This is a genomic window from Sphingobium sp. B7D2B (assembly GCF_025961895.1).
Lineage (GTDB): Bacteria > Pseudomonadota > Alphaproteobacteria > Sphingomonadales > Sphingomonadaceae > Sphingobium.
Map to the genome: position 1 here is coordinate 1,671,174 of NZ_JAOQOM010000001.1, position 20,368 is coordinate 1,691,541.

The 20,368-nt window shown below is 65.6% G+C and carries 21 protein-coding genes; 16 read left to right on the forward strand and 5 right to left on the reverse strand.

Going from position 1 to position 20,368, the window contains the following annotated elements; all coding sequences use genetic code 11:
• Window positions 1-23 precede the first annotated feature (23 nt).
• The 9 genes from M2341_RS07575 (at window position 24) to ccoS (ending at window position 8,775) form a co-directional block, all read left to right on the forward strand.
• Window positions 24-722: a Crp/Fnr family transcriptional regulator gene (locus M2341_RS07575; protein WP_181559335.1), complete on the forward strand. Its 699-nt coding sequence runs from the start codon at window positions 24-26 to the stop codon at window positions 720-722.
• Window positions 723-868: 146 nt separating this feature from the next.
• A complete protein-coding gene (gene ccoN, locus M2341_RS07580; protein WP_264584815.1) occupies window positions 869-2,536 on the forward strand; it encodes a cytochrome-c oxidase, cbb3-type subunit I in 1,668 nt (555 codons plus the stop codon).
• 12 nt (window positions 2,537-2,548) lie between these two features.
• Window positions 2,549-3,283, forward strand: coding sequence for a cytochrome-c oxidase, cbb3-type subunit II (gene ccoO, locus M2341_RS07585; RefSeq protein ID WP_264584816.1), 735 nt, complete (start codon window positions 2,549-2,551; stop codon window positions 3,281-3,283).
• Window positions 3,280-3,468, forward strand: a complete 189-nt coding sequence (locus M2341_RS07590) for a cbb3-type cytochrome oxidase subunit 3 (RefSeq protein WP_181559338.1) — start codon at window positions 3,280-3,282, stop codon at window positions 3,466-3,468. The genes ccoO and M2341_RS07590 overlap by 4 nt, the downstream gene beginning before the upstream one ends.
• Entirely contained in the window at window positions 3,461-4,408 is a 948-nt protein-coding gene (ccoP, locus tag M2341_RS07595) for a cytochrome-c oxidase, cbb3-type subunit III (RefSeq protein WP_264584817.1), read from the forward strand. The genes M2341_RS07590 and ccoP overlap by 8 nt, the downstream gene beginning before the upstream one ends.
• Window positions 4,409-4,557: 149 nt before the next feature.
• Window positions 4,558-6,018, forward strand: a complete 1,461-nt coding sequence (ccoG, locus tag M2341_RS07600) for a cytochrome c oxidase accessory protein CcoG (protein WP_264586004.1) — start codon at window positions 4,558-4,560, stop codon at window positions 6,016-6,018.
• Complete coding sequence (locus M2341_RS07605; RefSeq protein ID WP_264570021.1) at window positions 6,015-6,470, forward strand: FixH family protein; 456 nt, start codon at window positions 6,015-6,017, stop codon at window positions 6,468-6,470. The genes ccoG and M2341_RS07605 overlap by 4 nt, the downstream gene beginning before the upstream one ends.
• Window positions 6,467-8,623: a heavy metal translocating P-type ATPase gene (locus M2341_RS07610; RefSeq protein ID WP_264584818.1), complete on the forward strand. Its 2,157-nt coding sequence runs from the start codon at window positions 6,467-6,469 to the stop codon at window positions 8,621-8,623. The genes M2341_RS07605 and M2341_RS07610 overlap by 4 nt, the downstream gene beginning before the upstream one ends.
• On the forward strand, window positions 8,620-8,775 hold the full coding sequence (gene ccoS / locus M2341_RS07615) for a cbb3-type cytochrome oxidase assembly protein CcoS (protein WP_181559343.1): 156 nt from the start codon (window positions 8,620-8,622) through the stop codon (window positions 8,773-8,775). The genes M2341_RS07610 and ccoS overlap by 4 nt, the downstream gene beginning before the upstream one ends.
• 247 nt (window positions 8,776-9,022) lie before the next feature.
• On the opposite strand, the gene M2341_RS07620 is transcribed toward ccoS, so the two are convergent.
• The gene (locus M2341_RS07620) at window positions 9,023-9,700 is read right to left on the reverse strand and encodes an OmpW/AlkL family protein (RefSeq protein WP_181559344.1); all 678 of its coding nucleotides are present in this window, start codon (window positions 9,698-9,700) and stop codon (window positions 9,023-9,025) included.
• A gap of 134 nt (window positions 9,701-9,834) precedes the next feature.
• Here M2341_RS07620 and hemN point away from each other — a divergent pair, with 134 nt between their 5' ends.
• The 6 genes from hemN (at window position 9,835) to fghA (ending at window position 14,777) form a co-directional block, all read left to right on the forward strand.
• On the forward strand, window positions 9,835-11,157 hold the full coding sequence (hemN, locus tag M2341_RS07625; RefSeq protein WP_264584819.1) for an oxygen-independent coproporphyrinogen III oxidase: 1,323 nt from the start codon (window positions 9,835-9,837) through the stop codon (window positions 11,155-11,157).
• A 3-nt stretch (window positions 11,158-11,160) separates the two neighbouring features.
• A complete protein-coding gene (locus M2341_RS07630; protein WP_264584820.1) occupies window positions 11,161-11,859 on the forward strand; it encodes a sulfite exporter TauE/SafE family protein in 699 nt (232 codons plus the stop codon).
• A 98-nt stretch (window positions 11,860-11,957) separates the two neighbouring features.
• Window positions 11,958-13,070 carry an S-(hydroxymethyl)glutathione dehydrogenase/class III alcohol dehydrogenase gene (locus tag M2341_RS07635; RefSeq protein ID WP_264584821.1) on the forward strand — a complete coding sequence of 371 codons (1,113 nt, stop codon included), beginning with the start codon at window positions 11,958-11,960 and terminating at the stop codon, window positions 13,068-13,070.
• Window positions 13,071-13,108: 38 nt separating this feature from the next.
• Window positions 13,109-13,498 carry a VOC family protein gene (locus M2341_RS07640; RefSeq protein WP_264584822.1) on the forward strand — a complete coding sequence of 130 codons (390 nt, stop codon included), beginning with the start codon at window positions 13,109-13,111 and terminating at the stop codon, window positions 13,496-13,498.
• A gap of 46 nt (window positions 13,499-13,544) precedes the next feature.
• A complete protein-coding gene (locus M2341_RS07645; RefSeq protein WP_181559349.1) occupies window positions 13,545-13,928 on the forward strand; it encodes a VOC family protein in 384 nt (127 codons plus the stop codon).
• 3 nt (window positions 13,929-13,931) lie between these two features.
• The gene (fghA, locus tag M2341_RS07650) at window positions 13,932-14,777 is read left to right on the forward strand and encodes an S-formylglutathione hydrolase (RefSeq protein WP_264570029.1); all 846 of its coding nucleotides are present in this window, start codon (window positions 13,932-13,934) and stop codon (window positions 14,775-14,777) included.
• 27 nt (window positions 14,778-14,804) lie between these two features.
• Here fghA and M2341_RS07655 read toward each other — a convergent pair whose 3' ends face one another.
• Window positions 14,805-15,116, reverse strand: a complete 312-nt coding sequence (locus tag M2341_RS07655; RefSeq protein WP_264584823.1) for a DUF3817 domain-containing protein — start codon at window positions 15,114-15,116, stop codon at window positions 14,805-14,807.
• 150 nt (window positions 15,117-15,266) lie between these two features.
• Here M2341_RS07655 and M2341_RS07660 point away from each other — a divergent pair, with 150 nt between their 5' ends.
• On the forward strand, window positions 15,267-16,262 hold the full coding sequence (locus M2341_RS07660; RefSeq protein ID WP_264584824.1) for a MarR family transcriptional regulator: 996 nt from the start codon (window positions 15,267-15,269) through the stop codon (window positions 16,260-16,262).
• An 11-nt stretch (window positions 16,263-16,273) separates the two neighbouring features.
• Here the strand turns inward: M2341_RS07660 and M2341_RS07665 are convergent, their stop codons facing one another.
• From M2341_RS07665 to astD, 3 genes are read right to left on the reverse strand one after another with little or no spacing between them, the layout of a single operon-like run.
• Window positions 16,274-17,629 carry a VOC family protein gene (locus tag M2341_RS07665; protein ID WP_264584825.1) on the reverse strand — a complete coding sequence of 452 codons (1,356 nt, stop codon included), beginning with the start codon at window positions 17,627-17,629 and terminating at the stop codon, window positions 16,274-16,276.
• Complete coding sequence (locus tag M2341_RS07670) at window positions 17,626-18,918, reverse strand: N-succinylarginine dihydrolase (protein ID WP_264584826.1); 1,293 nt, start codon at window positions 18,916-18,918, stop codon at window positions 17,626-17,628. The genes M2341_RS07665 and M2341_RS07670 overlap by 4 nt, the downstream gene beginning before the upstream one ends.
• A complete protein-coding gene (astD, locus tag M2341_RS07675) occupies window positions 18,915-20,333 on the reverse strand; it encodes a succinylglutamate-semialdehyde dehydrogenase (protein ID WP_264584827.1) in 1,419 nt (472 codons plus the stop codon). The genes M2341_RS07670 and astD overlap by 4 nt, the downstream gene beginning before the upstream one ends.
• Between the last annotated feature and the right edge of the window lie 35 nt (window positions 20,334-20,368).

Consider the following 20,368-nt stretch of genomic DNA (forward strand, 5'->3'; position numbering starts at 1 on the left):
GACGACTGCTGTAAAGAGTCGCGGTGACTAGCTGCCAACAATGTGTCGTGCGGAACCGCGCGATCTGTTCATCTTTGGATACCTCCGAGCTGGAGGTACTCAACAAGATCGGTCGTCGCGTGCCCGTGCATCGCGGGCAGACGCTGATGTGGGAAGGCGATGACAGCTTGCTGGTCGCCAATGTGATCGACGGCGTGCTCAAACTGTCGACCTCAACAGCGGATGGCCGCGAGCAGATCGTCGGCGTTGTCTATCCGTCCGATTTCATCGGGCGTCCGTTTGGCAGCACGACTCAGCACAGCGTCACGGCGCTGTGCGATGCGCAGGTGTGCCTGTTCACGCGCTCCTCGTTCGACGATTTTGCCCGCACGCATCCGGAGCTGGAGCACAAGCTGCTCCAGCGGACCCTCACCGAACTGGATCGCGCCCGCCACTGGATGCTGCTGCTCGGGCGCAAGAGCGCCGGAGAGCGTGTCGCGACCTTCCTGCTCGAAATGGCGCAGCGGCTTGCGGATGCAAGCTGTAGTGGCAGCGATCTTGTCGAGCGCTTCGAACTGCCGCTCACCCGCCAGCAGATGGCCGATCTGCTGGGCCTGACCATCGAGACCGTGAGTCGTCAGCTCACTCGGTTGCGCCAGGCCGGGATCATCGATCTGCCGGATCGGCGGACTGTCGTCATCCTCGATCATGACGCCATGGAGGCCGAAGCCGGCAACGGCTGAGGACTGCCTCCTCATCCGCGCGCATCGTGGCGCGCCGGCCACCCCGCAGACCGCATGCTTCCCGTTGACCCATGTCAATGATGCCGAGCCCCCGCTGATCCACAGCGACAGCACAGTCCCAGGACTGTGCTGCTCAAGGGGTTTCTATGACCGGTCTAACAATGAAGGCGGGAGGCTGGCTTCTGCTCGCCATTCTCGCGATGCTCGCCTCCGCGCTCGCCGTGGATTCCGGATTTGCCATCCACATGGTCATTGCGTCGCTTGCGGCGCTGCTCGCCATGATGGGGACGCTTCGCTCCGCCGATTGGGGCGGCATGGCGCGCGGCATTCTGCGCATGCCCGATCAGGGGCATTATGATGACGATCCGGTGCGCTGGGGCGTGATCGCCACGGTGTTCTGGGGCATGGCCGGTTTTCTCGCCGGGCTCTACATTGCCTTGCAGCTCGCCTTTCCGGCGCTCAACCTGGGGCTGGAATATACCAGCTTCGGGCGCTTGCGGCCGCTGCACACCTCGGCGGTGATCTTTGCCTTCGGTGGCAATGCCCTGATCGCAACGAGCTTCTATGTCGTGCAGCGCACCTGCCGCGCCCGGCTTGCCTTCCCCTCGCTCGCGCGCTTCGTCTTCTGGGGCTACCAGCTGTTCATCGTGCTCGCCGCGACCGGCTATCTCCTCGGCATCACCGAGGCGAAGGAATATGCCGAGCCCGAATGGTATGTCGACCTGTGGCTCACCACCGTTTGGGTCGCCTATCTCGCGGTCTTCGTTGGCACGATCGTCAAGCGCAGCGAGCCGCACATCTATGTGGCGAACTGGTTTTACCTGAGCTTCATCCTCACCATCGCGATGCTCCACATCGTCAACAACCTGTCGATGCCGGTCAGCCTGCTGGGTTCCAAGAGCTACAGCGCCTTTGCGGGCGTGCAGGATGCGCTGACCCAGTGGTGGTATGGCCATAACGCGGTGGGCTTCTTCCTCACCGCCGGCTTCCTGGCGATGATGTACTATTTCGTGCCCAAGCAGGCCGAGCGGCCGATCTACAGCTATCGCCTGTCGATCATCCACTTCTGGTCGCTGATCTTCCTCTACATCTGGGCCGGCCCGCACCACCTCCACTACACCGCGCTGCCCGACTGGGCGCAGACGCTGGGCATGGTCTTCTCGGTCATGCTGTGGATGCCGAGCTGGGGCGGCATGATCAACGGCCTGATGACGCTGAATGGGGCATGGGACAAGGTCCGCACCGATCCGATCATCCGCATGATGGTGATGGCGCTCGCCTTCTACGGCATGAGCACCTTCGAAGGGCCGATGCTCTCGATCAAGAGCGTGAACAGTCTCTCGCACTATACGGACTGGACCATCGGCCACGTTCACTCGGGCGCGCTCGGCTGGAACGGCATGATCACCTTCGCGGCGATCTATTACCTGACGCCGCGCCTGTGGGGCCGCAACCGGCTCTACTCGCTGCGCATGGTCAACTGGCACTTCTGGCTCGCGACCGTCGGCATCGTCTTCTACGCCTCGGCCATGTGGGTCGCTGGCATCATGCAGGGCCTGATGTGGCGGGAATATGGGGCGGACGGCTACCTCGTCTACGCCTTCTCGGACACCGTCCGTGCGATGTTCCCGATGTACGTGCTGCGCGCCTTCGGCGGACTGCTCTACCTCTCGGGCGCCGTGTGCATGACCATCAATGTGTGGCGCACCATCCTCGGCCACCAGCGCGTCGAAGCGCCGATGAGCGACGCTGCCTATGACGCCGCAAAGGACCGGCCGATCACCCACAAACCTGCTGCGGTTCCCGCGGAATAAGGACGGAAAACCATGTCGAGCTTTGCACAGAAGCACAAGAAGCTGGAGCGCAACGTCACGCTCCTTGCCGTCGCTGCCTTCGCCGCGGTTACCGTGGGCGGCATCGTGGAGATCGCACCGCTCTTCTGGATCGACAACACGATCGAGAAGGTGGAGGGAATGCGTCCCTACACGCCGCTGGAGCTGGCGGGCCGGAACATCTACATGCGGGAGGGCTGCTACAACTGCCACTCGCAGATGATCCGCCCTTTCCGCGACGAGGTGGAGCGCTACGGCCATTACAGCCTCGCCGCCGAGAGCATGTATGACCACCCATTCCAGTGGGGCTCCAAGCGGACTGGGCCGGACCTGGCCCGCGTCGGCAAGCGCTACTCGGATGAGTGGCACGTCCAGCACCTCATCGATCCGCGTAGCGTCGTGCCGGAATCGGTTATGCCGACCTATGCCTTCCTCACCAAGCGTGAGTTGAAGGCAGGCGACATGACGGCCCATCTCACGGCGCAGCGCCGGGTGGGCGTGCCCTATAGCGATGAGGACATCGAGAAGGCGAATGCCGATCTGCTGGCGCAGGCCGACCCCGAGGCCGACACCGCTGATCTCCTCACGCGCTACCCCAAGGCGCAGGCCCGCGATTTCGACGGCAACCCGGCCAAGCTGACCGAGATGGACGCGCTCGTCGCCTATCTCCAGATGCTCGGCACGCTTGTCGATCTGGATAGCGCCGCCCCGCAGGAGGTGGAGCGATGAGCTATAATGATCTGCGCCATTTCGCGGACAGCTACGGGCTTTCGGCAATGGTGGTGCTCTATTTTGGCCTGTGCGCATGGGCGTTTCGTCCCGGCTCGCGCCGGAGCAACCAGGACGCCGCGCACCTGATCTTCGCCGAAGATGGCGAGGCCGCAGCCCATGACAGGAAGAACAACCATGGCTGAGAAGAAACGCATCGACGCGCCGACCGGCACCCAGACCGTCGGCCATGAATGGGACGGGATCGAGGAGCTCGATACCCCCATGCCGCGCTGGTGGGTCTGGACTTTCTACGCAACGATCGTGTTCGCGATCGGCTATGTGGTGGTTTATCCTGCTATTCCATTCGCGCATGAAGCCAGCAAGGGGCTGTTCGGCTGGTCCAGCCGCGGGCAGCTCCAACAGGTGATGGATGCCGAGACCGCGCGCCGCACGCCGATCCTCTCGGCCATCGCTGCCACGCCCATCGAGAAGCTGGTCGCCCAGCCAAAGCTGATGGAAGCGGCGATGCAGGGCGGCGCCGCAGCCTTCAAGGTGCATTGCGTGCAATGCCATGGCTCGGGCGCTGCCGGCGCCAAGGGCTATCCAAATCTGGTGGATGACGACTGGCTGTGGGGCGGCGACCTGCAATCGATCGAATACACGATCACCCATGGCGTCCGGAACCCGGATGAAGCGCAGACCCGCATGAGCCTGATGCCCGCCTTCGGCAAGGACGGCATCCTCACGGGCACGCAGGTTCAGGATGTAGTGAGCCATGTTCGGGTGATCAGCGGGCAGGAGAAGGCCAGCGCCTCCTCGCGGCGCGGCGACGTGCTGTTCCAGCAGAATTGCGCGGTGTGCCACGGCCCTGCGGGCAAGGGACTGCGTGAATTCGGTGCGCCGAACCTGACCGACCCGATCTGGCTCTATGGCGGCGATCGCGAGACGCTGACCCAGACGGTGACGAACAGCCGTCGGGGTGTGATGCCCGCCTGGGGCCATGCGCTCGACAAGGCGACGATCCGCATGCTGGCCGTCTACGTCCACGGCCTTGGCGGCGGCGAGGCGACGCCCGTCGCAGCGCAGATTGCCGCTCAGGCTGCCGGGGCACCGGAGGCGCAGGCCAACGCCGCGACACCATAAGGCGGAGCCGGCCCTTCCTCCGCTCGACGGGGGAGGGGCCGGCCCGCTCATTTCGTTGATCCTGCTCAATGTCGTTTGAGCTGACTGCGCCTAAGCGAAGATCGATCGGAGGCAATCTGATGCCGAAGACGCCAACAACGGACGCTGCCATGTCCCCCGTGAATGATGTTACCGCGCCAGCGGAAAGCCTCTACGCCAAGCGCAAGTCGGTCTTCCCCAAGCAGGTCGATGGGCCGTTCCGCCGCTTCAAGTGGCTGGTGATGGCCGTCACCCTGACGATCTATTGGGCCACGCCCTGGATCCGCTGGGACCGCGGGCCGCACGCGCCCAATCAGGCGGTGCTGGTCGATCTCGCCAATCGCCGCTTCTTCATGTTCGGCATCGAGATCTGGCCGCACGAATTCTATTATGTCGCCGGCCTGCTCATCATGGCGGGCGTCGGCCTGTTTCTGGTGACCTCGGCCGTCGGCCGCGCCTGGTGCGGCTATGCCTGCCCGCAGACCGTCTGGACCGATCTGTTCCAGCATGTCGAGCGCTTCCTCGATGGCGATCGCAACGCGCAGATCAGGCTGGAGAAAGCGCCCTGGACCCCGATGAAGGTCTGGAAGCGGCTGCGCAAATGGGCGGTTTGGCTGGTCATCTCGTTCCTCACCGGCGGCGCGTGGATCTTCTACTTTGCCGATGCGCCGACGCTGCAACACCAGTTCTGGACCGGGCAGGCGCCGTTCGTCGCCTATGGCACCACCTTCGTGCTGACCATGACGACCTTCATCTTCGGCGGCTTCATGCGCGAGCAGGTGTGCATCTACATGTGCCCCTGGCCGCGCATCCAGACCGCGATGACGGATGAGAAATCGCTCATCGTGACCTACAAGCACTGGCGCGGCGAGCCCCGCACCAAGGGGCTGAAGAAGGCGCAGGATGAAGGGCTGCCGACCGGCGACTGCATCGACTGTCTGCAATGTGTGCAGGTCTGCCCGACCGGGATCGACATTCGCGAGGGGCCGCAGATCGGGTGCATCACCTGCGCTTTGTGCATCGATGCCTGTGACAAGGTGATGGCGCAGATCGGCCGTCCGCGCGGCCTGATCGATTATGCGACAGAGATCGACTGCGAGGCCGAGATGAAGGGCGAGGCGCCGGCGCCCGTGCGCAAGCGCCTCTTCCGTCCGCGCACAATTGCCTATTTCGCGATCTGGGCGAGCATTGGCCTCGCCATGCTGTTCGCGCTGGGCGTGCGTTCGCGCATCGACATCGCGGCCAATGCGGAGCGCAATCCGGTCTATGTCCGCCTGTCCGACGGGTCGATCCGCAACAGCTATCTGATCAAGGTGCGCAACATGCAGAGCCGCGCGCGCCCGATGGCCATCGGCCTCGATGGGCTGGACGGCGCGCTGATGTGGCGTGAGGGGCAGACCCGCGATCAGGCGAGCCGGACCCTGCAAATCAACGTGCCGCCCGATCAGGTGCTCAAGGAACGCGTGCATGTGGTTGCGCCGGCGCAGGGCATTGCCCGCCAGGATTTCGCCTTCACGCTGCGCACGCTCGACGAGCAGAAAGAGGCGGCGCAGGATGATGAGAGCTTTGTTCGACCGGAGGTAGGCCAATGACCCGCAAGTTCACCGGACGGCACATCACCGTCATTCTCGTCAGCTTTTTCGGCGTGGTCATGGCGGTCAATTTCACCATGGCCTTCCTCGCAAGCTCCACATTCGGCGGGCTGGTGGTGCAGAACAGTTATGTCGCCAGCCAGGAGTTCAACAAATGGCTGGCGCAGGCCCGCGCCGAAAATGCGCTGGGCTGGGCGCTCACGCTGAATCGAACCGCAGAGACACGGCTGAGCGCGACGCTGCGCAGTGCGAATGCGCCCATGAACGATGTCGCGCTGACCGCCACCGCCCGTCACCCGCTTGGCCGCAAGCCGGATATCGCGCTGCAGTTCCGGGCGCTCGGCGATGGCGTGTATGAGAGCCTGCAGCCTTTGCCGCAGGGCCGCTGGATCGTCCATGTGCGGGCCCGCGCCCATGGGCGGGAGATCAACCGGGTGGTCGATCTGTCATGACCTATGTGGCGCCAAGGCCCGATTGGTCGGCGGATGCGGTGGAAACCCGCCTCGCCGTGCCGGACATGCATTGCGCCGGCTGCATTTCCAAGATCGAGCGGCTGTTGCCATTGCAGCCGGGGGTCCACGCGGCCCGCGTGAACTTCTCGGCCAAGACGGTGATCGTCTCGCATGCCGCCGATCTGGCCGAGCCTGACCTGCTACGCGCCTTCGATGCGATCGGGTTCGAGGCGCAACCGCTGCACAGCGCGGCGGCGCATGAGCGCAGCCAGGCGCTGCGCAAGCTCATTCGGGCGCTTGCCGTCGCGGCCTTTGCGGCGATGAACGTCATGCTGCTCTCGGTCTCGGTCTGGTCCGGGGCAGATGGCAGCGCGCGCGAATTGTTCCACTGGATCTCGGCGCTGATCGCCATCCCGGCGATCAGCTTTGCGGGACAGCCCTTCTTCCGCTCGGCCTTCAAGGCGCTGCGGGCGGGCACGACCAACATGGATGTGCCGATCTCCATCGGCGTCATTCTGGCGACCTCGATGAGCCTCTACGAGACGATCATCGGCGGTCGCCATGCCTGGTTCGATGGCGCGTTGATGCTGCTCACCTTCCTGCTCGCCGGCCGGGTGCTGGATGAAATGATGCGCGCGCGCGCCGCCAGCGGAGCCGAAGCGCTGGTACGCCGCACCGCGCCCGGTGCCATGCGGCTCGCCGAGGATGGCGCGAGCCAGTGGGTTGCCGCCGATGCGCTGGCCGTAGGCGACCGCGTTCTGGTTGCCGCCGGCGAGCGGCTCGCGGCAGATGGCATAATCGAGCAGGGCAGCAGCCGGTTCGATCTCTCCTTGCTGACCGGCGAAAGTGCGCCTGTCACGCTGCGCGCGGGCGACATGGCGACCGCCGGCACGCTCAATCTCGACGGCCCGGTGACGCTGCGCGTGACCGCTGTGGGCGAGGGGCGAGCGATTGCCGAGATTGCCCGACTGATGGAAAGCGCCGGCCAGGCCAAGTCGCGCTATGTCCGCCTCGCCGACAAATGCTCGCGGCTTTACGCGCCGGTGGTGCATCTGCTCGCTGCCATCACCTTTGCCGGCTGGATGATCGCCGGGGCGGGCTGGCACCAGTCGCTACTGGTCGCCATCGCCGTGCTGATCATCACCTGCCCCTGCGCGCTGGGCCTCGCCGTCCCGGTGGCGCAGGTGGTGGTCTGCGGCGCGATGATGCGCGCGGGGCTGCTGGTCAAGGATGGCAGCGCGCTGGAACGCCTCGCGCAGGCCGATCAGGCGCTGTTCGACAAGACCGGCACCCTCACGCTCGGTCGCCCGCGCGCCTTCGGTGTCGAGGCGCTGGACGAGGAGGAGCGGAGCATTGCCCGCGCGCTGGCCATGACCAGCCGCCATCCTCTCGCAGTGGCGCTCCGGCAGGCGCTGGGCGGCGAGGATGTCGGCCCGGCGGTTCTCACTGACGTCGAGGATATTCCGGGCGAGGGCGTGCGCGCGCTCTGGCAGGGGCAGCCCGTCGCGATGGTCAAGCCGACGCCACAGGATCTGAGGGATCAGGCCAGCGTGAGCAACGATCCGACCATGGCGGTCGCGTTGGGGCTGGGGAATGGGCGCCGCCACATCATCCACTTCGCTGACGCGCTGCGTCCCGATGCGGCGCGGGCGCTGGCGGACCTCTGCGCCCTTGGTCTCCCGCCGGCAATCATGTCGGGCGATCGGGAGGAGGCGGTCCAATCGTTGGCCGATCAACTCGGCGTGCCGGCAGAGGGCGGGATGCGCCCGGCCGACAAGCTGGCGCGGCTGCAGGCGCTGGCCGAGGCGGGGCACAAGCCTTTGATGGTGGGCGACGGACTGAACGACGGCCCGGCACTTGCTGCAGCCCATGTCTCCCTGGCGCCCTGTTCGGCGAGCGATGTCGGCCAGCAGGCGGCGGACATCGTGTTTCTGGGCGACAGCCTCTCGGGTATCCCGAAGTCGGTGCGGGCCTCGCGCGCCACCATGCGCATTGTCCGGCAGAATATCGGTCTAGCGATCGGCTATAATGCGCTCGCCGTGCCGCTGGCGATTGCCGGCTATGTCACGCCGCTGATTGCCGCCGTCGCGATGTCGAGCAGCTCGCTCATCGTTGTGGCCAATTCCCTCCGTCTGCGCTGGGCTGTCAAATGAACGGATTGATCTTCCTCATCCCCGTGGCCCTGCTGCTCGGCCTGACCGGCCTCGTCGCGTTCATGTGGTCGCTGCGCAATGGCCAGTTCGATGATCCGGACGGCGCTGCCATGCGCATTCTGATCGAGGATCAGGATAAGCCGGCGTCGTAGCGAACCTGTGACGTCAAGGACAGTGACCGCCGTTCGTCCTGAGTAGCTGCTGAGCTTGTCGAAGCGGCGTATCGAAGGACTAGCCCGTGCGCTGCGATGCTTCGATACGGCTCTTCGATACGCGCCTGCGGCTCACCTCAGACCCTACTCAGCACGAACGGCCGGGATTCGAACACCAAAAAAAACGGGCCTGCTCCGGGAGAGGGAGGAGCAGACCCGCCTTGCCGGCGCGTGCCGGTAACTGGGCTTAGAAGCGGTAGCTGACGCCGCCGCTGACCACCCAGGGATCGAGTTCGTGCCGGGTCGCCAGCACGGTGGCGCCGGAGGCATTGTAGAATTCGGCAGTCGGCCGGACGAAGTAGCGCTTGGCGTCGAACGAGATACCAAGGCCCGTATCATTCACCGGAATGTCGATGCCGGCCTGCAGCGCGAAGCCGACCTTGCTCTTGAGCTTGGCGCTCGCGGCGCCCAGCGCGGCAGTGCCGCCCGCGCCCACCTTGGAGTCCACCACCCAGAAGTAGCTCGGCCCGGCGCCGATATAGGGTTTGATGGGGCCGGCATTGAGGTGATATTTCAGCGTCACCGTCGCCGGCACGATCTTGATGTCATCGAGCAGCCGGTTGACGCCCTTGATCGCGCCCGCGCCATCCACATGGTGCGCGGTCATGCAGCAGATCGTCTCCACCGAGACGGCATCGCTCAGGAAATATTCGATTGCGACGGTCGGCACCCAATTGTCGCTGGCGGCGGTGTCCGTGCCGGCAGGCAGCGTCACCGTGGCGGATTTCACCGTGTCGATCTTGCCATTCGGCAGCACGCCGGTTGCCATCAGCTTGACCTGCACCTTGCCTTGCTGCGCCTGCGCGACCCCGGGGGCAGCGAGCATCGCAAGACCGGCGACACAGCTGAATAAACGAGCATTCATGGGTTCTTTCCTTTCTTTCCCTGAACCTGCATCGCTCATTAGGATTGGGGTGGGCGCCGCTCATTGACCCAGCGCAAGACTTGGCTTGATCGAGGTCAAGGGCAGCCAAGGCCCGACAAAGTAGAGCCATTTCCATGTGGTCCTATTATCCCGATCTGCTCGCCCGGCCGGTGCCGCGCTACACCAGCTATCCGACGGCGGCCGAGTTCACGGACCGGGTGGGGGAGGCCTATCTCGGCCATGCGCTGGATGCGGTGCAGCCGGGGCAACCCGTCTCGCTTTATGTGCACATCCCCTTTTGCGAGGAGATCTGCTGGTATTGCGGGTGCAACACCGGGCGCTCCAACAAGGCGCAGCGGCTGACCAGCTATCTCGATGCGCTTCATGCCGAAATTCGCACTGTCGCCCAGCGCCTCGGCGGACGCGCCCGCGTCGAGCGCATCGCCTTTGGGGGCGGCAGCCCCAATGCCATCCCGCCGCTGGAGTTTGCCCGGCTGGTCGATGAGATGATGCTGGCCTTCAACTGCGGCGCGCCGGTGCTCTCGGTCGAGATCGATCCGCGCGGGTTCGACCAGCGCTGGGCCATGACGCTGGGCGTCTCCGGCACCAAACGCGCCAGCCTTGGCGTGCAGACCTTCGATCCCGCCATCCAGGCCGCAATCGGGCGGGTCCAGCCGCGCGATCTCGTCGTCAGCGCGGTTGATCGCCTGCGCAGCAACGGCGTGCGATCCATCAATTTCGATCTGATGTACGGCCTGCCGGGGCAGGATCGCGCGTTGCTCGAGCAGACGCTGGACGAGGCCATCGCCATGCGTCCAGACCGGATCGCCCTGTTCGGCTATGCGCATGTGCCGCATATGCTGCCCCGCCAGAAGCGGATCGATGCCACCCATCTGCCTGATCAGGCCGAGCGTTTCGCCATGGCGGCGCTGGGGCATGATCAGCTCGTTGCGGCTGGCTATGTGCCGGTGGGCTTCGATCATTTCGCGCTGCCCCATGACGATCTCGCCAAGGCGCAGCTGCAGGGCACGCTGCGCCGCAATTTTCAGGGCTTCACCGAGGATCGGGCCGATGTGCTGATCGGCATCGGCGCGACGGCCATCGGTCAGTTTCCGCATCTCATCGTGCAGAATGACAAGAATAGCGGCCGCTACCGGATGCGCGCCGGCGCCGGCCGCCTGACCGGCGAGCGCGGCATCCTGCGCGACGCGGATGATCAGCGGCGCGGCGCGATCATCGAGGATCTGCTCTGTGGCCGGGCCGCTAACGTCGGCACCGATCTGCACCGGACCGACCTGCGTGCCGGGCTCGCGCCCTTCCTGGAGCGAGGCCTCGCTACGCTGGAGGGCAATAGCTTGCGCATCACCGAACAGGGGCGGCCTTATGGACGCGCCGTCGCAGTGTTGTTCGACCGCCATCGCGCCCTATCGCAGCAGCGGTTCAGCAGCGCGATCTGAGCGATGGCCGATCCGTGGACCTTTGGCGGCGGATTTCTGCTCGGCTTTGCCTCCAGCCTGCACTGCGTCGGCATGTGTGGCGGCATTGCGCTCCTGCTCGGCCAGGCGCGGAGCGAGGGTGACCATCCCGCGGCCTTCGCGGCCCGGCTTCATGCCGGTCGCATCGGGGCCTATATGGTGATGGGTGGCGCGGCGGGGGCGCTGGGCGCACTGGCGCTGGGCGGGCTGGATGCGACACTCGGCCATCTGCTCCTGCGCTGGGCGGCGGCGATGAGCCTCGCGTGGGTCGGCTTCTCGATGCTGGGTCTCATGCCGAGCCCCGCTGTGGTCGGTCACGCAATCAGGGGGCAGGTGCATGTGCCGGCTTCCGTCGCAGGCGCGGCGCGATCGATGCTGCCGCCGCGCCTGCGCATGGTTGCTACCGGCTTTGGCTGGGGCATGATGCCGTGCGGAATGGTCTACGGTGCGTTGCTATATGCGGCCTTTGCCGGGTCGCTCACCGGCGGACTGCTGGTCATGGCGGGCTTTGGCATCGGCACACTGCCGGCGCTGCTCGCGGTGCAGGGGGGCGCCACGATGCTTGCCGGGCTGGCCCGCAAGCCCGGCGTGCGGACGCTCGCCGCCCTCGCAATCCTGCTCTGCGCGCTGCTCAGCCTCGGCGCCGGGGAGGCCGGCCTGCTGGCCGTGTGCCGCGCGAAATAAGCGTTCGACCGGCTTGGGCGGGGTTGCAAGAATCAGTCTCAGGTTCCAACAAGCGGCAACTGGCGCGCGAGCGCCGTTCCTTGCTGGAGAGATGGGGCATGAAAACGCGGGCTGCGGTAGCATTTGAGGCAAAGAAGCCGCTGGAGATCGTCGAGCTGGATCTGGAAGGCCCCAAGGTGGGCGAGGTTCTGGTCGAGATCATGGCGACGGGCATCTGCCATACCGATGCATACACGCTCGACGGCCTCGACAGCGAAGGCATCTTCCCCAGCGTGCTCGGCCATGAAGGCGCGGGCATTGTGCGCGAGGTCGGCGCGGGCGTCACCTCCGTGGTGCCGGGCGACCATGTCATCCCGCTTTACACGCCGGAATGCCGCCAGTGTAAGTCCTGCCTCTCGGGCAAGACCAACCTGTGCACCGCGATCCGCGCGACGCAGGGCAAGGGCCTGATGCCAGACGGCACGACGCGCTTTTCCTACAAGGGCCAGCCGATCTACCATTATATGGGCTGCTCGACCTTCTCGAACTTCACCGTGCTGCCCGAGATCGCCGTTGCCAAGATCCGTGAAGACGCGCCGTTCAAGACGAGCTGCTACATCGGCTGCGGCGTGACGACCGGCGTGGGCGCGGTCATCAATACCGCCAAGGTTCAGGTCGGCGACAATGTCGTGATCTTTGGCCTCGGCGGCATCGGCCTCAACGTGATCCAGGGTGCGCGCCTGGCTGGCGCCAACAAGATCATCGGCGTCGACATCAACCCGGATCGCGAGGAATGGGGCCGCAAGTTCGGCATGACCGACTTCCTCAATTCCAAGGGCATGAGCCGCGAGGATGTGGTGGCGAAGATCGTGGCGATGACCGACGGCGGCGCGGACTATACCTTCGACGCGACCGGCAACACCGAAGTGATGCGCACGGCACTTGAGGCCTGTCACCGCGGCTGGGGTACCTCGATCATCATCGGCGTTGCGGAGGCCGGCAAGGAGATCGCGACGCGGCCATTCCAGCTCGTAACCGGCCGCAACTGGCGCGGCACGGCGTTCGGTGGGGCCAAGGGCCGCACGGACGTGCCCAAGATCGTCGACATGTACATGACCGGCAAGATCGAGATCGATCCCATGATCACCCACGTCATGGGCCTTGAAGAGATCAACACCGCCTTCGACCTGATGCATGCCGGCAAGAGCATCCGCTCCGTGGTGGTGTTCTAAGGTCCGCAGGGCGGCGGTTGCGCTGAGGAGCGGCATCCATGTTCAGGCATCTAGTTCTCGGCACCAACGACATCGAGCGCGCGCGCGTCTTCTATGATGCGACGTTCGCGGCGATGGGCATCGCGTCGGCGCAGGCCGATGCGAAGGGGCGGCTGCTCTATCGGGATGGTGGTGGTTTGTTCATCGTTGACCATCCCATCGATGGCCAACCGGCCTCCCATGCCAATGGCGGGACCGTCGGCTTTCTGGCGCCCTCACCGGAGGCGGTGAAGGCCTGGCATGCAGCCGGCCTGGCGCATGGAGGCCAGGCGTGCGAGGGAGAGCCGGAGAACCGGATTTCGCCCGCCACGGGGCGGGGTATATGGGTCGCATATCTGCGCGATCCGGATGGCAACAAGCTTTGCGCGGCCTGGGACGAACCCCAGTGATGCTCCGGCGCGCGCAGGATTTTGAGTAACCAAGAGGAGAGTTACAATGTTTACGCATATCATGGTTGGCGCGAAGGACCTCGCGCAGAGCGCGAAATTCTATGACGCCGTGCTCGGCGCACTGGGCGCTGGTGCCGGCCACAACATCGGCGATCGCGCTTTCTACTCGCACAATGGCGGCACCTTCGGCATCATCTCGCCGATCAACGGCGAGCCGGCCACCCATGCCAATGGCGGCACCATCGGCTTTGCCGCTGCCGATAAGGATCAGGTCGACGCGTTCCATGCTGCCGGTGTAGCCAATGGCGGCACCAGCGAAGGCGAGCCGGGCAAGCGCCCGCAGGCGCCGGGCAATGCCTATGGCGCCTATCTGCGCGACCCGACCGGCAACAAGATCTGCGTCTTCTGCCAGCTGCCTGAAGGCGCCTGATCGATGACGCTGGAGACGCTCTCGACGAATAAGGCCTATGGCGGCGTCCAGGGCGTCTACCGGCACACATCTTCGGAGACGGGGACGGCGATGACATTCGCCGTCTTCGTCCCCGAGCATGAGCCGGGCGAAACCTTGCCGGTGCTCTTCTACCTCTCCGGCCTCACCTGCACCCATGCGAACGTCATGGAGAAGGGCGAGTATCGCGCGGCCTGCGCGGCGGAGAAGATCATCTTCGTGGCGCCGGATACCAGCCCGCGCGGCGAAGATGTGCCCGACGATGCGGAGGGCAAATATGATTTCGGGCTGGGCGCCGGCTTTTATGTCGATGCGACCCAGGCGCCCTTCGCGACCCATTATCGCATGAAAAGCTATATCGAGCAGGAACTGCCAGCGCTGATCGCCGCGAATTTCCCTGTCGATATGGCGCGGCAGGGTATCACCGGACACAGCATGGGCGGCCATGGCGCGCTGACCATCGCTTTGCGCAATCCCGAGCGCTTCCGGTCCGTCTCCGCCTTCGCGCCCATCGTTGCGCCGAGCCAGGTGCCCTGGGGCCAGAAGGCGCTCGGCGGCTATTTGGGTGACGATGCATCGGCCTGGGCGCAGCATGATGCTGTCGCGCTGATCGAAGGCGGTGCGCGACTGCCCGACCTGCTGGTCGACCAGGGCGGTGCGGACAATTTCCTCGAGCAGGAGTTGCGCACGCATCTGCTGGAAGCCGCCTGTGCCAAGGCCAGTCAGCCCGCGACAATCCGCATGCAGCCCGGCTATGACCACAGCTATTATTTCATCTCGACCTTCATGGCCGAGCATATCCGCTGGCACGCCGAGCGCCTCAAGGCCTGATCTTCGCGGCCTCTTCGGCGCGCAGGCTTAGACGGAGTGTGCGCGTCCTTGGGTGAGGGCGGCCTCTTGCCGCTTGAGATAGGGATCGTTGAGGAACGTGCCGAACGGGAAGAACGCCGCCAGCGTCGTCCGAAGCCAGCCCATGACTCCAAAGCCCTTGCCCGGCAGCACGAACAGCATCGCGCCGATGTAGAGCAGGAACGCGATGCCGTGGGTCATCCCGACCGGACGGATCAGCGCGGGATTGTCGAAGCCATATTTGAGGGGCATCGCGATCAGGAACAGCGCGAGGGTCGTGATGCCTTCCACCAGGGCGATATAGCGGAAAATCCTGAGCATGGTGTCTCCTGAGCGGTCGATGACCTGTCGCGTCGCGATCACAACCATGTCGCAAGACTCACACGATAGCGTCGCGCCGGTTGCCTGATCGGGTTCGATGGGCTTTATCATGCAGATGACAGCATGCCAGGGGCGAGGAGCAAAAATATCGTGACGCAAGAGGCGGATATCGGTCCCGCCCAGCTCGATGCCGGGCTTCTGGGGATGCGCCTCATGCTGCTCATGCGCGCGATCCGCGAGGGCGGCCTGCCGCTGTTCGAGGCGGAGGTGGGCTATAAGGAAATCCATCGCCATTTGCTGCTGCTGCTCGGCCTTTCCGGCGGCATGACCTCTCAGGACATCGTCGGTTTTGCCGGCTACGAAAAGGCGCAGGTCAGTCGCGCGATCAAGCCGCTGGAGCGGGACGGGCTGATCGTGCGCGAAAAGCTGCGCGCCAAGCTGACCCTCTCCCCGGCGGGGCGGGTGCTCTTCGAAAAGATTCGCGCCATCGTCCGCGCCCGTGACGGCCAGCTGGTAAGCGGTCTGGGGCGCGACGAGCTCGAACGCTTCGGCCTGCTCACCGACCAGTTGGCGCAGAAGGCCGCCCGCATCTACAATCACGAGCGCTGCCTGAGTGTCGAGGCGGGGATCATTGGTGCGGCACCGGGCGGGGCCGGCACGCCCTCATGGCCTGTGGGACCGGAGGGCAAGAAGATCGAGCCGCCGCCGGACCTCATCGCGCCCAAGCTGGTCGGACTGGTCGCCTATCTCAAGCGGAGCGCGATGCTCTCCTGCCAGCGGATGCACGGCCTGTCGAACTTTCAGGGTCAGGTTCTCGCGCTCATCGGCCTGTATGCGCCGCTGCCGATGGCGCAGCTGATCAAAGCGATGGGGCGGGACAAGAGCCAGATCGGGCGGACGGTCTCGGCGCTGGAAGAGAGCGGGCTGATCGAGCGATTCAGGCCGACCCGCCGCCGCGATATCGTCCTGCAACCGACCGAGGCCGGTGCCGTGGTGTACAAGGCGCTCCATCGCGAGGCCTCGGTGCGGGATGCCAGCCTCTGGAGTGAGGCGAGCGCCGAGGATCGGGCATTCTATCAGGCCATTGTGAGCCGTCTCATGGTCCGCGCCCGGGCATTGAGCGGCGAGAGTTCGGCTGCGGCGTGAACGCCGGTCTGCTATCCCAGCATGTCGAGCGAGGCCTGCTCCTGATCGAGATATAATCCGAAAGGGTCGAGGCACGGGACGCCGAGCGCGGCCTCAAACTCATCCTGCGATGAGGCGCCAGCGTGGGGTCCAGCTTCCGCATCGGCGAGATTGGAGCGAAAGATGCCGGCGGCACTGACCGGCAGGAAGTCCTCATAGGTGATCGGGCTCGCTTCCAGCCAGCCATCGGTGATCAGCTCGTTCGGCGCGCCGGATGGCAGCTGACGTCCCGCAGGAAGCATAGCGGCCTTGGGCGTCGGCGCATAAGTGAAATAGGCCAGCCCCTGTTCGCGGATCGTATCCAGATCGTCGGGAAAGCGCTGGAAGATCTCCGTCAGGCGCGCTTCATAGCCTTTGCCGCCCAGGCTGCGGGCCTGCTCGGCTTCCGCGAGGATCGCATCGTAAAGCGCGCGGCCATGTGGCGTCAGCGCAATCCCGCGTTGCTCGATCTCGCCGAACCGTGCGGTGTGGACGCCGGCTACGGTCTCATCGGCATTGCGGAACAGGATGGCCTCTTCCAGCGCCTGAAAACTCGTCTGACGCAGCAGGATCGGGACAGACCGGCGCGGCGGGCCTTCGATCACGGCCTTGGCCTTGATGCCGCACGCGATCATCTCTGCCTGAACCGCATCGATGTCGAGCGCGCGGGGCGTCAGGTGATTGATGTGCGGACCGCGGAAGCACACAATGTCGGCGATCAGCCGGTGCGCGCGACTGAAGGCTTCATAGGTTGCATGGTCCACCAGCGCTTCGCCATGCCAGCGGAAGGTTTCCAACGCCTCCAGCACGAAGGCTTCTGCCTCTTCGGTACCCAGACCGCCCTCCCGCTCGGAGCGGTCGATCAGCGCCAGCGCGCCATCTGTGACGATGCTGCGTCGGGCGAGCAGCGCCTGGGCCTGCTCGCGCAAGGCTGCATCCTCGATCAGCTCAAGCCGGAGCAGCGAGCAGAAGATACGGAAGGCGCAGCGGTTCAGCGATGCCGTGTCGATCGGCCGAAACGCTGTCGAATGCACCGGCAGCCCGGCCACACCGAGATCGTAATAGCCGACCGGCACCATGCCCATCACGGCGAACAGCCGCTGCATCAGGTGCAGTTCTTGCGGCGTGCCGACCCGGATGGCGCCGTGCCGCTCGGCGCTGAGCCGGTCGAGTTCGCCCTGCGCTGCGAGCCGTCCGTTCAAAGCGGGATTGTCACGCAGCACGCGAGCATTGCTCGTGGCGACGATCTCCAGCAGCGTGCCGTAGAGCGGCACCTCGGCCCGGTACATCGCGGACATCGCCTCTGAAAAGGCGAGGCGAATGTCGGCAGGGTCGACGAAGCGGGTCATGGCAAGGCTTGCTCCAGTGCATGGCGCAAGGCCGTCCGCGCGGCCTGACCCTGCGCCCAGAGGTCGGGCAGGCCGAGATCGGACGGGGCGAGGCGCTCGGGCCAGTGATTGCCGACGATCGTCTCCAGGCGGTCCAGTCCGCGCTCGTCGAGCAGATGGGCAGGGTGAACCGCCTGTTCCGCCTCGCGCGAGAGCAGCACGCGCAGGCGCAGGCAGGCAGGGCCTCCGCCATTGTGCATGGATTCGCGCACATCGACGAAATGAGCGGCGTGGATCGGGCCGTTGGCGCCGACATTGCTGTCCAGCCAGACTTTGACGGCAGGGGTTTCCCGGCACTCCATCGGGAGAATCAGCGCTCGCTGACGATCCGGCAGCGTCACCAGTTGGGAATTGAACAAATAGGAGGCGATGGCGGCTTCCAGCGAGACTTCGCTGGCCGGCACCTCCAGGATGATCAGATCCGGGCAGCGCTGCGCCAGCGCGGCATAGAAGGCCGCCTTGTCCGCAAAGGCTTGTTCATGCGCAAAAAGGATGTTCTCGTGCGCGACGGCCACGACATCATTGTGGAACGCGCCGGCCGCGAGGGCCTCGGCGGATTGCTGTACGGTCAGGCCGTCCTCAATGCCGTGCCGACGGAAGATCGCGCGGCAGGCTTCGGCCGATTGGCGGGCAGGAAAGCGCCCGCCCGGTTCGCCATAGACCATGACCTCGACGCCGGGGCCGTTCACGGGGGAGGCCAGCCGCATGAAGTTCGCGGCACCCTCATCGCCGAAGCGGGCGGGGACCGGATCATGGACCGCGAAATAGCGTTCATCCGCGAAGATGTGCCGCAACTGCCGCAGCGTTTCGGGCCATTCATGGCTGCGGTGCGCCATGGTCGCGAGATTGGCGACGGTGAAGTGCGTCCGCCCGTCCGCCGTGTCCGGGGCGGGGGAGACGGTCGCCGCATTGGCCGCCCACATCGCGGATGCGCTGGCGGCTTGGGCGAACAGCAGCGGTTCTTCCGTCCAGGCACGGGCACAAACCTGCGCGTCCGATCCATCGAAGCCGAATTGGCGCAACCAGCCCGCGTTCGGGCGATCATGGGGCAGGAAAAAGCCCTGTCCCAGCCCCAGCCCGTGCAGCGTGCGCATCTTGGCGATGCCTTGCAGGGCTGCCTTGCGGGGCTGGGAGAGCTCGCCGGCGTGGAGCGCGGCGGCCAGATTGCCGAGGCTGAGGCCCGCATAATTGTGGGTCGGGCCGATCAGGCCGTCGAAATTGACCTCGCGAAAGGCGGGCGCGGTGCTCATGCGCGCAGTCCGGTGGAAAGCGTACCGTCCAGCGCCGGGGCCTCCATGCCCGCTACGGGGAAGGCGCAATAATCGGCCGCATAATAAGCGCTGGGGCGCAGGTTGCCGCTGTCGCCGATGCCGCCAAAGGGCATGGCGGAGCTGGCGCCGTTGGTGGGCCGGTTCCAGTTGACGACGCCGGCGCGGGTGGCGGCGCGAAACTGCTCGAACTGTGCCCGGCTTCCACCCAGCATGGCGGCGGAGAGGCCAAAGCGCGTCGCATTGGCGCGGGCGATGGCGCGGTCGAAATGCGTCTCGTGCCAGAGCTGGACCACCGGGCCGAAAATTTCCTCGTCAGGGGCAGTCTCGATACCGGTCATGTCGATCAGCGCCGGGGAGAGGAAGGGCAAGCCGGGATCTCGTCGGACCAGCGGACGGATCGGGCGCCCGCCGAGCGCAAGCAGATCCGCGACGCGCGCCTCGACCAGATCGGCGGCGCGATTATCTACCACCGGTCCCATGAAGGGCTGCGGATCGTCAAAGGGCGCGCCGACGATCAGCCTGTCCAGTGTCGCCGCGACCCGCTCGATGAGCGCATCCGCGATCTCGTCCTGCACGATCAGTCGGCGCGCGCAGGTGCAGCGTTGCCCGGCGGAAAGCCAGCCGGACTGGACGATGAGCGCAACGGCAGCGTCCATGTCGGCCTCGCCGATCTCCCAGGCGAGCAGCGGATTGTTGCCGCCCATCTCCAGCGCGAGAATGCGGCCTGGCGTGTCGGCGAATGCGCGGGCGAGGAGCTTCCCGGTGGTCGAGCTGCCCGTGAACAGCAGGCCATCCGTGCCCGGATGCGCGGCCACTGCCTTGCCGGTCTCGCCGCCGCCCTGCACGATCTGCAGCACGCCGTCGGGCAGGCCAGCTTCCCGCCAAAGCTGGCCCATCAATTCCGCCGTGGCAGGCGTCAGTTCGCTGGGCTTGAAGACGACCGCATTGCCCGCCAGCAGCGCCGGAACGATGTGCCCGTTGGGCAGATGCGCCGGGAAATTATAAGGCCCGAGCACCGCCAGCACGCCATGGGGCCGGTGACGCAGCGCCAGCGCGAATCCGTCTCCATCCCGCAGCGTCTCGCCCGCCCGCTCCGCCTGCGCAGCGATGGAAATCTCCACCTTGGCAGCGACGCTGGCCGCCTCGGTCCTGGTTTCCCAGAAGGGCTTGCCCGTCTCGCGCGAGATCACCCGCGCGACCTCATCGGCATGGGCCTTCACCGCCGCGGCATAGGCGCGCAGGATGGCGATGCGCTCTTCCAGCGCCGTGCGCTCCCAGCCCGGTTGGGCGGCGCGGGCCAGCGCGACGGCGGCATTGACGGCAGCGGCATCCGCAGCAACGCCCCGCCAGACGACGTCTCCCGTGCACGGATCGGTGGAAATCAGGTCGGTCATGGCTCTTCCGCTCGTTTCGTCTTTGGTCTGTTCGG

Excerpts from the sequence above, each read along its gene's own strand:
- M2341_RS07605 (WP_264570021.1), top strand. The coding sequence starts at position 6,015 with ATGACCCGCAAGTTCACCGGACGGCACATCACCGTCATTCTCGTCAGC.
- ccoO (WP_264584816.1), top strand. The coding sequence starts at position 2,549 with ATGTCGAGCTTTGCACAGAAGCACAAGAAGCTGGAGCGCAACGTCACG.
- M2341_RS07610 (WP_264584818.1), top strand. The coding sequence starts at position 6,467 with ATGACCTATGTGGCGCCAAGGCCCGATTGGTCGGCGGATGCGGTGGAA.
- M2341_RS07635 (WP_264584821.1), top strand. The coding sequence starts at position 11,958 with ATGAAAACGCGGGCTGCGGTAGCATTTGAGGCAAAGAAGCCGCTGGAG.
- M2341_RS07645 (WP_181559349.1), top strand. The coding sequence starts at position 13,545 with ATGTTTACGCATATCATGGTTGGCGCGAAGGACCTCGCGCAGAGCGCG.
- M2341_RS07665 (WP_264584825.1), bottom strand. The coding sequence starts at position 17,629 with ATGACCCGCTTCGTCGACCCTGCCGACATTCGCCTCGCCTTTTCAGAG.
- ccoG (WP_264586004.1), top strand. The coding sequence starts at position 4,558 with ATGTCCCCCGTGAATGATGTTACCGCGCCAGCGGAAAGCCTCTACGCC.
- M2341_RS07670 (WP_264584826.1), bottom strand. The coding sequence starts at position 18,918 with ATGAGCACCGCGCCCGCCTTTCGCGAGGTCAATTTCGACGGCCTGATC.
- M2341_RS07655 (WP_264584823.1), bottom strand. The coding sequence starts at position 15,116 with ATGCTCAGGATTTTCCGCTATATCGCCCTGGTGGAAGGCATCACGACC.
- M2341_RS07590 (WP_181559338.1), top strand. The coding sequence starts at position 3,280 with ATGAGCTATAATGATCTGCGCCATTTCGCGGACAGCTACGGGCTTTCG.
- M2341_RS07620 (WP_181559344.1), bottom strand. The coding sequence starts at position 9,700 with ATGAATGCTCGTTTATTCAGCTGTGTCGCCGGTCTTGCGATGCTCGCT.
- M2341_RS07640 (WP_264584822.1), top strand. The coding sequence starts at position 13,109 with ATGTTCAGGCATCTAGTTCTCGGCACCAACGACATCGAGCGCGCGCGC.
- ccoN (WP_264584815.1), top strand. The coding sequence starts at position 869 with ATGACCGGTCTAACAATGAAGGCGGGAGGCTGGCTTCTGCTCGCCATT.
- ccoP (WP_264584817.1), top strand. The coding sequence starts at position 3,461 with ATGGCTGAGAAGAAACGCATCGACGCGCCGACCGGCACCCAGACCGTC.
- M2341_RS07630 (WP_264584820.1), top strand. The coding sequence starts at position 11,161 with ATGGCCGATCCGTGGACCTTTGGCGGCGGATTTCTGCTCGGCTTTGCC.
- ccoS (WP_181559343.1), top strand. The coding sequence starts at position 8,620 with ATGAACGGATTGATCTTCCTCATCCCCGTGGCCCTGCTGCTCGGCCTG.
- hemN (WP_264584819.1), top strand. The coding sequence starts at position 9,835 with ATGTGGTCCTATTATCCCGATCTGCTCGCCCGGCCGGTGCCGCGCTAC.
- fghA (WP_264570029.1), top strand. The coding sequence starts at position 13,932 with ATGACGCTGGAGACGCTCTCGACGAATAAGGCCTATGGCGGCGTCCAG.
- astD (WP_264584827.1), bottom strand. The coding sequence starts at position 20,333 with ATGACCGACCTGATTTCCACCGATCCGTGCACGGGAGACGTCGTCTGG.